The sequence below is a fragment of the Litoreibacter arenae DSM 19593 genome (assembly GCF_000442275.2).
Classification (GTDB): domain Bacteria; phylum Pseudomonadota; class Alphaproteobacteria; order Rhodobacterales; family Rhodobacteraceae; genus Litoreibacter; species Litoreibacter arenae.
The window spans coordinates 222306-234222 of the sequence record NZ_KE557312.1 but is presented as its reverse complement, the minus strand read 5'-3'; the positions used below and the strand labels follow the sequence as shown (position 1 = coordinate 234222).

Genomic DNA, 11917 nt, shown 5'->3' with positions numbered 1-11917 from the left:
AATGACCCCGTCACTCGTTGCCGCGCCCGATGCTATACGTTCCTGCTCAGTATAGACGGAGTATCCGGTTGGGGCAGGAAATACGCCCGGCTCCCCGCGCTTTGCACGCGCGTGGAACTCAGCCGCCGTGTTTGGCGCGAACCGTGCGCCTTGCGACCAGTCACCATGTACGCCGGGCTGAGAACACGCAGCCAGCCCCAATACCGACAGTATCAATAGATTTCTCACGTCAAGCACCCCCAATATGTTGTGGGAGAGGGTAGAGATGCGCGCTGAGTCCATCAAGAGAAAAACCCTGCAATTTTTCAGCTTATATAAGTCGCTTGGTCAAAGCGCTCTCCTGAAACGCAAAAACCGCGCTCAAGAGCGCGGCTTTGTCTGTCGTCATGGACTTGAGGAAGATCTTACTTGATCTTGCCTTCCTTATATTCGACGTGCTTGCGCGCAACGGGATCGTATTTGCGCACGACCATCTTCTCGGTCATGGTGCGGGCGTTTTTCTTGGTCACATAAAAGTGGCCCGTGCCAGCGGACGAGTTCAGGCGGATTTTGATCGTGGTTGGCTTCGCCATCTCACTTCTCCTCTGGGTCGGACGCACAAAAACAACGCGCCCGGAAATTCGGTTGAAGCCGCCTTTTACGCGCTTGGTGGCCCGAGTCAACCGCGAAAGAGGGTCAGGCCATGCCCACTTGCCAATCAACGACGCAAAGTCATGATTGAAGTAGTTTTTACCCAACCCGGAGGCCCTCATGCGCCTGTTACCCCTATTCCCCCTATTTCTCGCGGCACTTCCTGTGTCAGCACAAGAGGCTGCCGACGCCTTTGCGCCAGAGGCGGCGACCGCGCAATCCACGAAAGACAGCGGTGCGCCCGTTTCCGCTTCAAAATGGATGGTCGCAGCCGCGAATCCACTGGCTGTCCGCGCAGGTGCGCGCGTTCTGGCAGACGGTGGCACCGCCGCCGATGCGATGGTCGCGGTGCAAACCGTTCTGGGGCTGGTGGAGCCGCAAAGCTCCGGCCTCGGAGGCGGGGCATTTCTGGTCTGGTATGACGGTGCCACGGGCGAAATGACCACATTGGACGGGCGCGAAACAGCCCCAATGGCGGCCACTCCGCTTCTATTCCAAGACGAAAACGGTGAGCCGCTACAATTCTTCGATGCCGTGGTAGGCGGCCTTTCGGTCGGCACTCCCGGCACTCCGGCTTTGCTGGAAAAAGCACATGCAAAATGGGGTCGCGCGGATTGGCCGACGCTGTTCGCCGATGCCATCGACCTCGCGGAAAACGGCTTTGAAGTGTCACCGCGTCTTGCCGCGCTCGTGGATTCCGATCAGGAACGGCTGGGCCGCTTCGCCCGAACCGCGTCCTACTTCTTGCCGGAAGGCGCACCGCTGGCCGAAGGGTCCACCTTGCGAAATCCGGCCTATGCGCAGACCTTGCGGGCCATATCGACCGGTGGCGCAAAGGCCTTCTACAACGGAGAAATCGCCCAAGGGATCGTGGATACCGTTGCGAATGCTGAAGGAAACCCCGGCGTCCTGTCCACCACTGATCTGTCAATCTACAAGGTCAAGGAGCGCGCACCGGTCTGCGTCACCTATCGCGCGCACGAGGTTTGCGGCATGGGGCCGCCATCATCCGGCGCCCTGACGGTGGGTCAAATCCTCGGGATGCTCGAAGGCTACGACCTCGCCGCGCTCGGCAAGGACAGCGCCGATGCATGGCGGCTGATTGGGGACGCCTCCCGCCTCGCCTTTGCGGATCGGGGCAGATACATGGCCGATAGCGACTTCGTGCCTATGCCGACCAAAGGTCTGGTCGATGCGGATTATCTGGCATCCCGTGCGAAGACCCTATCAGGTGAGACCGCCCTTACCGACGTGGAGGCGGGAGAGCCTCCATTTGACCATGCGTTGCTTTGGGCCGATGACCAGAGCATCGAGCTGCCATCGACCTCGCATATCTCGATTGTCGATCAGTATGGCAACGCGCTGAGCATGACCACGACCATCGAGAACGGGTTTGGCTCGCGACTGATGGCACCGGGTGGCTTCCTGCTTAACAACGAACTGACGGACTTCTCCTTCGCAACCCATGATAACGGGGTACCGATTGCAAACCGGGTGGAGCCGGGCAAACGTCCTCGCTCCTCCATGGCGCCTACAATCGTGTTGAAAGACGGCAAGCCGACGCTGGTTGTAGGCTCGCCCGGCGGGTCGCGCATCATCGGCTATGTGGCCAAAACCATCATCGCGCATCTGGATTGGGGACTTGATCCACAAGCGGCAATCGCGTTGCCGAATTTGGTTAACCGTTTCGGGACCTATGATCTGGAGGAAGGCACTGACGCCACCCGATTTGCCGAACCACTGACAGCTATGGGGTTCGAGACAAACGCGCGAGCGTTGACGTCGGGCCTGCATGCGATCGCATTGTCCGAGGACGGCCTGCTGGGTGGTGCCGACCCCAGACGCGAAGGCATCGCGTTGGGCGAGTAACCCGCGGCGTTTGAATAATCCCGCCGGTAGTGCCGAGCCTGATGGGCGGAGCCTCCGGCGGGAATATTTTTGCCAAGATGAAGCCAGAAATTGCCGCTTACAACCCCTGAAAAATGTGGTGGATCGAATATGCGCGGAGGGCTTGTAAGCCGGATTCTGTCCACGGCGGGTTACCCCGCCGATAGATGACCATTCCTCTCAAGCCACGGTTGCCCGTGGCCCTCTAGCTGCCAACCCGAACCTGCTGGGGACAAAGCACCCCCGAAGGCCGAAGCCTCCACGCGGTTCCTATTTGGCATTGCTCCCGGTGGGGCTTGCCGTGCCACCCCTGTTGCCAGCGGCGCGGTGGGCTCTTACCCCACCGTTTCACCCTTACCCCCGCATGCGAGGGCGGTCTGTTTTCTGTGGCGCTTTCCGTCGGATTGCTCCGCCCGGGCGTTACCCGGCACCGTTGCTTTGTGGAGTCCGGACTTTCCTCGCACCCCGGAGGGCACGCGGCCATCCGGCCCTCCGCGCAATATCCCAGTTAAGCGCCCGCGCCTGTCCGGTCAATGCCGAACTCGCGCGTCAGTGCTTCGGCCATCGCCACATCGCGTTCGGTCACTGCGCCCTCTGCGGTCGGGTTGAACCGGAGCCGGAAGCTTGCAAGGAGGGTCTCCGTGTCGGCATCTTCGGGATAGCCAAAGGCGGTCGCCGCAACGACGAACCGGTCGAGATCCGCCTCGACCTTTTGCAAGCCGTCTGGCCATATCGCCAGCCCCTGCCGCGCCAAGCGCTGCCAGTCGAACCGCCGGCCAGGGTCAATCTTGCGGCCCGGCGCGAAATCCGAATGTGCGATCACACCGGACGGAGATATGTCCCAACGCGCCATAATGCCCTTTAGCACGGTCTCCAAGCTATCCATCAGCGCCGCCGGGAACGGCGCGAAGCCCGTATTCGACATCTCGATCCCGATAGAGCGCGAATTCACGTCGCCGCGCCCCTGCCATGTACCGGCACCCGCGTGCCATGCCCGTTTGTCCTCCGCGACCAGCTGAATGACTGCTCCGTCCTCACCAATCAAATAGTGAGCGGATACTTCGTTGTCAGGGTTGCACAACGTGCGACACGCCGCCTCGCAGCTTTCCATCGCGGTGTAGTGCAAGACGACAAGTTGAGGGACGGCCCCATCCTTGCGATCGCCGAAATTTGGCGAAGGACGCCACTCCGGCGTCATGGCGCTAGCCCTTTTTCACCAACCCGCGATACTTTGCCGGATTCCAGCCACAGGCATATCCGTCACCATCCGGATCGACGCCCAGCTTGTCTTTTTGCGGCCCGCCAGCTTTGAGAAACGCATCCTGCGCGAGTTCAACCGAGCTGAAGCCCGAGCAAGCCTTGGCTGTCTTACCCGAGGCAAGGATCGAGCGGCGGTAGACCTTCTGGCCGACGGGATGACTCGTTTGCAGGGCAAACTCCACGGGGGTCGGCGCATCATCACCGGGACGGCGCGGCAGCGCCGTGGGAGCGATCACTTGGTACTCGGCGCTTTGCGCGCGGCGACGCGCTGCATCGCTCTCGATGGTTTGGCGGCTCGAGACGGCTTGGAAATCCTGCTCGTCCGAAATCGAGGGATTGTCGAGATCAGGTTCAGGCACCGCAATAGGTGAGGTATTCTGGACACCCGCCGGAACGCTTTCGCCCCGTGCCGGCTGGCCCCCGGTGCCGCGAACGGCGGCCACGGCGGCATTTGCCGTTTCCTGTTCGGGCGTCATCGCTTGGGCGCTGGAGCCTTGATTGCGCAACTGCGCATCCCGCGCCTGCTGTTGCGACAGATAGGTGTCGTAGTCGTCAAAGCCCACGCCTGCGCCGCTGTCGGGGACCGTCGGCGCACATGCTGCCACACCCGCAACCATCAAAACTGCACAAAAACCACGCATCAAAAGCCTCATTTCTTCTTAGCTGCGGCGGAGCCTACCACCATTTGGCGGGCTTCGCCACAAAACCGGCCGCCTGCTCAAGCGCATAGGCGGTGTTGAGCAGATCGCCCTCTTCCCAAGGGCGCCCGATGAGTTGCAAGCCCAGCGGCAACCCCTGTTTATCAAGACCAGCAGGCACCGCGATGCCCGGAAGGCCTGCGAGGTTGACTGTGACGGTAAAGACATCGTTGAGATACATCTGCACCGGGTCCGCGTCCGCCATTTCGCCCAATCCGAAAGCGGCGGACGGCGTTGCGGGGGTCAAAATAGCATCCACGCCTTGCGCGAACACGCCCTCGAAATCCTTCTTGATCAGCGAGCGCACCTTGCGAGCACGGTTGTAATAGGCGTCGTAGAAACCGGCGCTCAGCACATATGTGCCGATCATCACGCGGCGCTGCACCTCGGGGCCGAAGCCTTCGGCGCGCGTTTTCTCGTACATTTCGGTAATGCCGTCGCCTTGGCTGAGCTTGGCGCGGTGGCCGAAGCGAACACCGTCATAGCGGGCAAGGTTCGAAGATGCCTCTGCAGGGGCCACCACATAGTAAGCTGGCAGGGCGTATTTGGTGTGCGGCAGGGTGATATCCACGATCTCCGCACCTGCATCCTTCAGCATTGCGGTGCCATCAGCCCACAGTTGCTCGATCTCGGCAGGCATACCTTCCATGCGGTATTCTTTGGGGATGCCGATCTTCTTGCCGCGAATGTCGCCGGTCAAAGCGGCCTCGAAATCCGGTACAGCCAGTTCGGCACTTGTCGAATCCTTCGGATCATGCCCTGCCATAGCGCCCAGCATAATCGCCGCGTCGCGCACCGATTTGGTCATCGGTCCTGCTTGATCCAGCGAGGATGCAAACGCCACCACGCCCCAGCGAGAGCAGCGCCCGTAGGTCGGCTTCAAGCCTGTGATGCCAACGAACGCCGCAGGCTGGCGGATCGAGCCGCCGGTATCCGTACCGGTTGCCGCCATGCACAAGTCAGCAGCCACCGCGGAGGCAGAGCCACCAGAGGAACCACCCGGTGTGAGCGCAGCATCCGAGCCTTCGCGCCGCCACGGGTTCACCACGTCACCATAAACCGAGGTCTCATTGGAAGACCCCATGGCGAATTCGTCCATGTTCAGCTTGCCCAGCATGACCGAGCCAGCGTCCCACAATTGCTGCGTGATGGTGCTCTCGTATTCCGGCTTGAACCCTTCCAAAATGCGCGAAGCCGCTTGCGACGCTACGCCCTTGGTGCAGAACAGATCCTTAATCCCCACCGGGATGCCGCACATGTCTGGCGCGTCACCCGCCTTGATCCGTGTGTCGGCAGCTGCTGCCTGCTCGCGGGCGATTTCCGGCGTGTGGTGCACAAACGCGTTCAGTGCGCCCGCATCTTCGATCGCGCCTAAACAGGCTTCGGTTAGCTCCACAGCGGTCACATCGCCTTTGCGCAGGGCGTCGCGGGCTTCTGCGATGCCGAGTTTGTTCAGGTCAGCCATTATTCCACCACCTTCGGCACTGCAAAGAAGCCTTCACGCGCGTCCGGCGCATTGGCAAGAACGGCCTTCTGCTGGTTGCCATCGGTGACCACATCCTCACGGCGTTTCAGGCGCTGCGGCGTAACCGAGGTCATCGGTTCAACGCCGTCCACATTCACCTCATTGAGCTGCTCCATGAAATCCAGAATTCCGGACAACTCATCCGCCAGCTTTGGCAAATCCTCTTGCGGCACCGCGATGCGGGCCAGCTTTGCCACGCGAGCGGCGGTTGCTGTGTCAATGGACATGAAGGTCTCCTTGCCAAACTTGCCCCCGTTTAACGTCGCACATGGCGGGCTTCAAGCGTCAGAGTGGCCAGACAAGCGTCGCCGTGCAGTAAAGAACTCGGTCAAAAGCGCTTCGCAGGCTTTCGCGTCTATGCCGTCGTATATTTCGGGCATGTGGTGTGCCTGAGGATGAGAAAACACGCGCGCCCCATGCGCCGTGCCGCCCGATTTCGGGTCAGACGCACCATAGTAGACCCGCGCAATCCGCGCCGCTGCGATGACCCCGGCGCACATCGCGCATGGCTCCAGCGTCACATACAGATCGCAGCCTGTCAGGCGTTCTGTTTCCAAGCGCGCGCAGGCCTCGCGGACCGCCAGCATCTCGGCATGGGCTGACGGGTCGTTCAACTCCCGTGTCCGGTTGCCTGCTTTTGCCAATACCTCGCCCGCAGGCGACACCACGACTGCACCCACCGGAACTTCGCCGCACGCGGCAGCCAGTCGCGCCTCTTCCAGCGCCAATTCCATATGAGACGTGAATACCATGGCCCCCGATACCCCCTTCACAACGCCGCGCCAAGAGCGTAGGCCAAACCGCATGAGCACCAAGACACCAAAAGGCGACCGCATCGCCAAAGTTCTGGCCCGCGCGGGCGTGGCGTCCCGCCGCGCCTCCGAGGCGATGATCGAAGCCGGCCGCGTCACTGTGAATGGCAAGCAAATCCTGTCCCCCGCCCTGAATGTGACGGATAGAGACGAAATCGTCGTCGATGGAAAACCCCTCGCCGCTCCCGAACCCACACGTCTGTGGCGCTACTACAAACCCATCGGGTTGGTCACGTCCGAGTCCGACGAAAAGGGCCGCGACACGGTGTTCGAGGCGCTTAAAGACACCCTGCCCCGCGTGGTCAGTGTCGGTCGTCTCGATATCAACTCCGAAGGTTTGTTGCTGCTGACCAATGACGGTGCGATCAAACGCCAGCTTGAACTGCCCTCCACCGGTTGGCTGCGTAAATACCGCGTGCGGGTGAATGGCACCCCCGAGGACAGCACCCTTGAGCCGCTGCGCCGTGGCGTCGTCGCCGATGGCGAGAAATTCCAGCCGATGGAGGTCACGCTCGACCGCCAGCAGGGCGCGAACGCTTGGCTTACCGTGGGCATCCGCGAAGGCAAGAACCGCGAGGTGCGCCGCGCCATGGGAGAGGTCGGACTAAAGGTAAACCGCCTGATCCGCATCAGCTACGGACCGTTCCGACTGAACGACCTGAAGCCAGGCGAGGTCGAGGAGGTCAAGGGCCGCGTGCTGCGCGAACAGCTTGGCCTGCGGGAAGACAACGAAAAACCGATGCTGAAGAAAAAGCCGCCGCAAAAGCGCCGTCGCCAGTAGCGCCACGCAACATCTGGTAAGTTGAACTGCAAGCGCCTATGTTGCGACGTAAGTGTTTGTTACAACGACCATCGGGGGTGGCATGTCCGCCAGCGTTATACAAAAGATCGCCTATGTCCTGCTGTTGTTGCTTGTGGCCATGGCATCTGTAGGCGCGATCTGATGGCCCGGAAGTATGGCGGGCAGTATAGCCCCAACGCAAGCGGCACGCCGCCCAAACCCTCGCCCTTGTCAGGCAAAAAGCCCGCGAAGGGTCGCACCCGTGCCAATCTGCTGTTTCTTGTAGCCCTACCCATCCTGTTCACCTCAATTGGCGACGGCGCAACGGAAATGGCAATTGCCGTCGGTGCCTTTGCACTCATGGCGCTTGGGGCGTGGCTGACCCGCGAAGGCATCGACGCGCAAAACGCGTATGAAGCCCGCACCATTGCCCGCCGCCCGGCCATTCCGCGCAAGCTGTTCGGCGCGGTCGCGCTTGGGCTGGGGGTCGGCGTCGCGACCTTTGACACAAGCCTGATGGACGGCGTCATTTACGGCATCCTCGCGACGATCCTGCATGTGGCCTCCTTCGGTCTCGACCCGATGCGGGACAAGGCGCTGGAGGGTGTGGACACGTTCCAGACCGACCGCGTCGCCCGCGCCGTGGACGAGGCGGAACGGCACCTGCGCGCGATGACCGATGCCATCACGGCCGCAGGGGATCGCACCATGATCGCGCGCGTTGAGCAATTCCAGGCCACCGCCCGCGCGTTCTTCCGTACGGTCGAGAACGACCCCCGCGATCTGACCTCCGCGCGGCGCTATCTGGGCGTCTATCTGCTGGGCGCCAAGGACGCGACGATCAAGTTCGCCAAGCTCTACGCCCAAGGGCGCGACCCGTCTGTCAAGGCCGACTACGCTGCGCTTCTTGACGATCTGGAGGCAAATTTCACCGCGAAAAATCAGGCACTTCTGTTGGATAATCGCACCGATCTAGATATTGAAATCGACGTGCTGCGCGACCGATTGCAGCGCGAAGGCATCCGCCTTCCGAAGGGAGAATAACACATGTCCGATACTGTCCGCCAAAAGGCAGAACAATCCACCCAGGCGCTTGAAGAACTGACCGCCGTGGTGCTCAAAGAGCCGTCCACCGAGTTGGTTCCGCTGGAAAAGGCCCCGCCCCCGGTCGCCGCCGAAATCCGAAGCCGGATGAACGAGATCGACATGACGGACACGAATTCCATCGTGTCTTTCGGCTCCGGCGCCCAAGCAGGCTTGCAGGAAATCAGCCAGTCCATGCTGGCCGACGTGAAGAACAAGGATGTAGGCCCCGCGGGCAACTCCCTGCGCGATATCGTCACCACGATCCGCGGTTTCTCCATCTCAGAGATGGACATGCGCCGCGAGCGGTCATGGTGGGAAAAGCTGCTGGGCCGCGCCGCGCCTGCCGCCAACTTCATGGCCCGCTACGAGAGTGTGCAGGAACAGATTGACCGCATCACCGACAACCTGCTGGGCCATGAGCATGTGCTGCTCAAGGACATCAAGTCGCTTGATGTCCTCTATGACCGCACGCTGGATTTCTACGACGAACTGGCGCTCTACATCACTGCGGGCGAGGAGAAAGTCGCCGAACTGGACGCCAAGGACATTCCCGCCAAGGAAGCCGCCGTCGAGGCCGCTGCGGAAAACGATAAGGTCATGGTCGCCCAGGAGCTGCGCGACTTGCGCGCCGCACGTGACGATCTGGAACGCCGCGTCCACGACCTCAAGCTGACCCGTCAGGTCACCATGCAATCCCTGCCCTCCATCCGGCTGGTGCAGGAAAACGACAAATCGCTCGTCACCAAGATCAACTCCACCCTCGTGAACACCGTGCCACTATGGGAAACACAACTGGCGCAGGCGCTGACGATCCAGCGCTCCTCCGAGGCGGCAGCCGCCGTGCGCGACGCCAACGACCTGACCAACGAGTTGCTGACCGCCAATGCCGAAAACCTACGCACCGCCAACAAAGCCGTGCGTCAGGAAATGGAACGGGGCGTCTTCGACATCGAAGCCGTGAAGAAGGCCAATGCGGACCTTATCGGCACCATCGAGGAGAGCTTGCAGATCGCCGATGAAGGCAAGCGCAAGCGCGCCGAGGCCGAGGTCGAGTTGAAAAAGATGGAAAGCGAGTTGCGCGACACCCTTGCGGCCGCATCCGCCCGCGACACCGGATCGGGCCACAACATCGGCTCGTCCGCAGGCTGATCGGTGCGGGGCGCGTTTCATATCGCAATTGCTGGGCTGATGGCGGTGACGCTGTCAGCCTGCGACGCGCCTGTGAGCAGCCCACGCCCCGAGCAACGGGCACTGCCGCCCAAACAGGTGCCGAAGCAGGTCGAGCCCTCCGCCCGCTCCAAGGAGCTTTCGGCTTATTATGCGCAGGTCCAGATCAATCTGCGCTCGCAAGGTCTGCTGCGCACCGATGGCGGCGGGAGGGACACCCCGTTCTCCAAGTTCCAGCTGGTCAACAACTTCATCCAGATCGGGGTTTTCAACGAATTCACGCTTGTCGACGGTCTCTACACCAACGCGCGTTCCGAAGGACGCGTGCAGCGGTGGGAGAAACCGGTAAACATCTCCCTGACGTTTGGTCCCGCCGTGTCGCAAGACATTCGTACCAAGGACCGCAAGACGGTAGCCAATTACGCCCAACGCCTGTCGCGGGTCACCGGCGCGGATATCGGCATGACGCGCGGCAAGGGCAACTTCCATGTCGCAGTGCTGACGATTGACGAGATCGAAGCTTTCGGCCCGCAACTGATGAAGCTGATCCCGGGGCTCGATTCCGGTATTGCATCGCAAATTACCAGCATGCCACGCCCCATCTACTGCGCGGTTTATGCCTTCTCGGACGCCGACAGCCCCAACAGTTTTCATTCCGCTGTGGCCATCGTTCGGGCGGAGCATCCCGACCTTCTGCGCCAAAGCTGCTTCCACGAGGAAATCGCCCAAGGCCTTGGCCTGAGCAATGACAGCCCCGCCGCGCGGCCGTCAATCTTCAACGATGATGACGAGTTCGCCCTGCTGACGCGCCACGACGAACTATTGCTGCAAATCCTGTACGACCCACGCCTGCCGCTTGGCGCAGGCCCCCAACAAGCCCGCCCCGTGGTCGACGTGATCGCCTCGGAACTGCTGGGCGGCTCAAGCTAACCCCGGACTATTTAGTGAGGACCACATGGGTATTTTCGATTTTCTGACCGGCGAGTTCATCGACGTCATCCACTGGACCGACGACACTCGCGACACGATGGTCTGGCGGTTCGAGCGTGAAGGCCACGAGATCAAATACGGCGCCAAGCTGACCGTGCGCGAGGGTCAGGCAGCGGTCTTTGTGCATGAGGGCCAGCTGGCCGATGTATTCACGCCGGGCCTGTATATGCTCGAGACGAACAACATGCCGATCATGACGACGCTGAACCACTGGGATCACGGCTTCAAATCGCCGTTCAAGTCCGAGATTTATTTCGTCAACACCACCCGTTTCAACGATCTGAAATGGGGCACCAAGAACCCGATCATGCTCCGCGATCCCGAATTCGGCCCTCTGCGCATCCGCGCCTTCGGCACCTACTCCGTCCGCGTCACCGATCCGGCAGTGTTCCTGCGCGAAATCGTCGGCACCGACGGCGAGTTCACTATGGACGAAATCAGCTACCAGATCCGCAACATCATCGTGCAAGAATTCTCCCGCGCGATTGCAAGCTCGGGTATCCCCGCGCTCGACATGGCCGCGAATACCGGCGATCTGGGCAAACTGATCGCTGCTGCCATATCGCCCATCGTGGCACAGTATGGGCTGACGATACCGGAATTCTATATTGAAAACATCAGCCTGCCCGCCGCTGTTGAAGCAGCGCTTGATAAACGCTCCTCCATGGGCATCGCCGGTGATCTGGGCAAGTTCACCCAATACAGCGCCGCCGAGGCGATGACCGCCGCCGCGTCCAACACAGGTGCCGCCGGTGGTGGCATGGGCGCTGGCATCGGTGCGGGACTGGGCATGGCAATGGCAGGCCAGATGGGGCATTCCGGCCCGTGGGGTCAAGCCCCGCAGACCCATGCCGCCCCACCCCCGCCACCGGTCGAGCATGTCTGGCATATCGCCGAGAATGGCGCGACCAAGGGGCCGTTTTCCAAAGCCTCCATGGGCCGGATGGCCGCCGATGGCAGTCTGACACGCGACACCCAGGTCTGGACCGCAGGACAGGACGGCTGGAAGCGTGCCGAGGACGTGCAGGAACTGGCGCAGTTGTTCACCATTCTGCCGCCACCCCCGCCCCCACCTGCGTAA

At 61.5% G+C, this 11917-nt stretch carries 12 protein-coding genes and 1 other RNA gene; 6 read left to right on the top strand and 7 right to left on the bottom strand.

Features of this window, described 5'->3' with window-relative positions:
* Positions 1–404 precede the first annotated feature (404 nt).
* On the bottom strand, positions 405–572 hold the full coding sequence (gene rpmG, locus THALAR_RS11320) for a 50S ribosomal protein L33 (protein WP_011454349.1): 168 nt from the start codon (positions 570–572) through the stop codon (positions 405–407).
* Between the two features lie 178 nt (positions 573–750).
* Between rpmG and ggt the strand changes: the two genes are divergently transcribed.
* Complete coding sequence (ggt, locus tag THALAR_RS11315) at positions 751–2499, top strand: gamma-glutamyltransferase (protein WP_040818427.1); 1749 nt, start codon at positions 751–753, stop codon at positions 2497–2499.
* A gap of 129 nt (positions 2500–2628) precedes the next feature.
* Here ggt and rnpB read toward each other — a convergent pair.
* The 6 genes from rnpB to THALAR_RS11290 form a co-directional block, all read right to left on the bottom strand.
* An RNA gene (gene rnpB / locus THALAR_RS12260) (RNase P RNA component class A) lies at positions 2629–3013 on the bottom strand.
* Positions 3014–3025: 12 nt separating this feature from the next.
* Positions 3026–3715 (bottom strand): N-acetylmuramoyl-L-alanine amidase, encoded by a 690-nt coding sequence (locus THALAR_RS11310; RefSeq protein ID WP_021101693.1) that lies wholly within the window; start codon positions 3713–3715, stop codon positions 3026–3028.
* A gap of 4 nt (positions 3716–3719) precedes the next feature.
* Positions 3720–4418 carry a hypothetical protein gene (locus THALAR_RS11305; RefSeq protein WP_021101692.1) on the bottom strand — a complete coding sequence of 233 codons (699 nt, stop codon included), beginning with the start codon at positions 4416–4418 and terminating at the stop codon, positions 3720–3722.
* A gap of 34 nt (positions 4419–4452) precedes the next feature.
* Positions 4453–5940, bottom strand: a complete 1488-nt coding sequence (gatA, locus tag THALAR_RS11300) for an Asp-tRNA(Asn)/Glu-tRNA(Gln) amidotransferase subunit GatA (RefSeq protein WP_021101691.1) — start codon at positions 5938–5940, stop codon at positions 4453–4455.
* A complete protein-coding gene (gatC, locus tag THALAR_RS11295) occupies positions 5940–6227 on the bottom strand; it encodes an Asp-tRNA(Asn)/Glu-tRNA(Gln) amidotransferase subunit GatC (RefSeq protein WP_021101690.1) in 288 nt (95 codons plus the stop codon). Before gatC ends, gatA begins: the two co-directional genes overlap by 1 nt.
* Positions 6228–6278: 51 nt before the next feature.
* Positions 6279–6752 (bottom strand): nucleoside deaminase, encoded by a 474-nt coding sequence (locus THALAR_RS11290; RefSeq protein ID WP_021101689.1) that lies wholly within the window; start codon positions 6750–6752, stop codon positions 6279–6281.
* A gap of 52 nt (positions 6753–6804) precedes the next feature.
* Between THALAR_RS11290 and THALAR_RS11285 the strand changes: the two genes are divergently transcribed.
* The 5 genes from THALAR_RS11285 (at position 6805) to THALAR_RS11265 (ending at position 11917) form a co-directional block, all read left to right on the top strand.
* Positions 6805–7593 (top strand): pseudouridine synthase, encoded by a 789-nt coding sequence (locus THALAR_RS11285; protein ID WP_021101688.1) that lies wholly within the window; start codon positions 6805–6807, stop codon positions 7591–7593.
* A 162-nt stretch (positions 7594–7755) separates the two neighbouring features.
* Positions 7756–8637: a 5-bromo-4-chloroindolyl phosphate hydrolysis family protein gene (locus tag THALAR_RS11280; RefSeq protein ID WP_021101687.1), complete on the top strand. Its 882-nt coding sequence runs from the start codon at positions 7756–7758 to the stop codon at positions 8635–8637.
* Between the two features lie 3 nt (positions 8638–8640).
* Positions 8641–9828 carry a toxic anion resistance protein gene (locus THALAR_RS11275; RefSeq protein WP_021101686.1) on the top strand — a complete coding sequence of 396 codons (1188 nt, stop codon included), beginning with the start codon at positions 8641–8643 and terminating at the stop codon, positions 9826–9828.
* A 39-nt stretch (positions 9829–9867) separates the two neighbouring features.
* Complete coding sequence (locus THALAR_RS11270) at positions 9868–10776, top strand: DUF2927 domain-containing protein (RefSeq protein WP_083483472.1); 909 nt, start codon at positions 9868–9870, stop codon at positions 10774–10776.
* A gap of 25 nt (positions 10777–10801) precedes the next feature.
* Entirely contained in the window at positions 10802–11917 is a 1116-nt protein-coding gene (locus THALAR_RS11265; RefSeq protein ID WP_021101684.1) for an SPFH domain-containing protein, read from the top strand.

Coding starts and splice junctions, on each gene's coding strand:
- rpmG (WP_011454349.1), bottom strand. CDS start 572: ATGGCGAAGCCAACCACGATCAAAATCCGCCTGAACTCGTCCGCTGGC.
- THALAR_RS11305 (WP_021101692.1), bottom strand. CDS start 4,418: ATGCGTGGTTTTTGTGCAGTTTTGATGGTTGCGGGTGTGGCAGCATGT.
- THALAR_RS11275 (WP_021101686.1), top strand. CDS start 8,641: ATGTCCGATACTGTCCGCCAAAAGGCAGAACAATCCACCCAGGCGCTT.
- THALAR_RS11290 (WP_021101689.1), bottom strand. CDS start 6,752: ATGGTATTCACGTCTCATATGGAATTGGCGCTGGAAGAGGCGCGACTG.
- THALAR_RS11285 (WP_021101688.1), top strand. CDS start 6,805: ATGAGCACCAAGACACCAAAAGGCGACCGCATCGCCAAAGTTCTGGCC.
- THALAR_RS11270 (WP_083483472.1), top strand. CDS start 9,868: ATGGCGGTGACGCTGTCAGCCTGCGACGCGCCTGTGAGCAGCCCACGC.
- ggt (WP_040818427.1), top strand. CDS start 751: ATGCGCCTGTTACCCCTATTCCCCCTATTTCTCGCGGCACTTCCTGTG.
- THALAR_RS11310 (WP_021101693.1), bottom strand. CDS start 3,715: ATGACGCCGGAGTGGCGTCCTTCGCCAAATTTCGGCGATCGCAAGGAT.
- gatA (WP_021101691.1), bottom strand. CDS start 5,940: ATGGCTGACCTGAACAAACTCGGCATCGCAGAAGCCCGCGACGCCCTG.
- gatC (WP_021101690.1), bottom strand. CDS start 6,227: ATGTCCATTGACACAGCAACCGCCGCTCGCGTGGCAAAGCTGGCCCGC.
- THALAR_RS11265 (WP_021101684.1), top strand. CDS start 10,802: ATGGGTATTTTCGATTTTCTGACCGGCGAGTTCATCGACGTCATCCAC.
- THALAR_RS11280 (WP_021101687.1), top strand. CDS start 7,756: ATGGCCCGGAAGTATGGCGGGCAGTATAGCCCCAACGCAAGCGGCACG.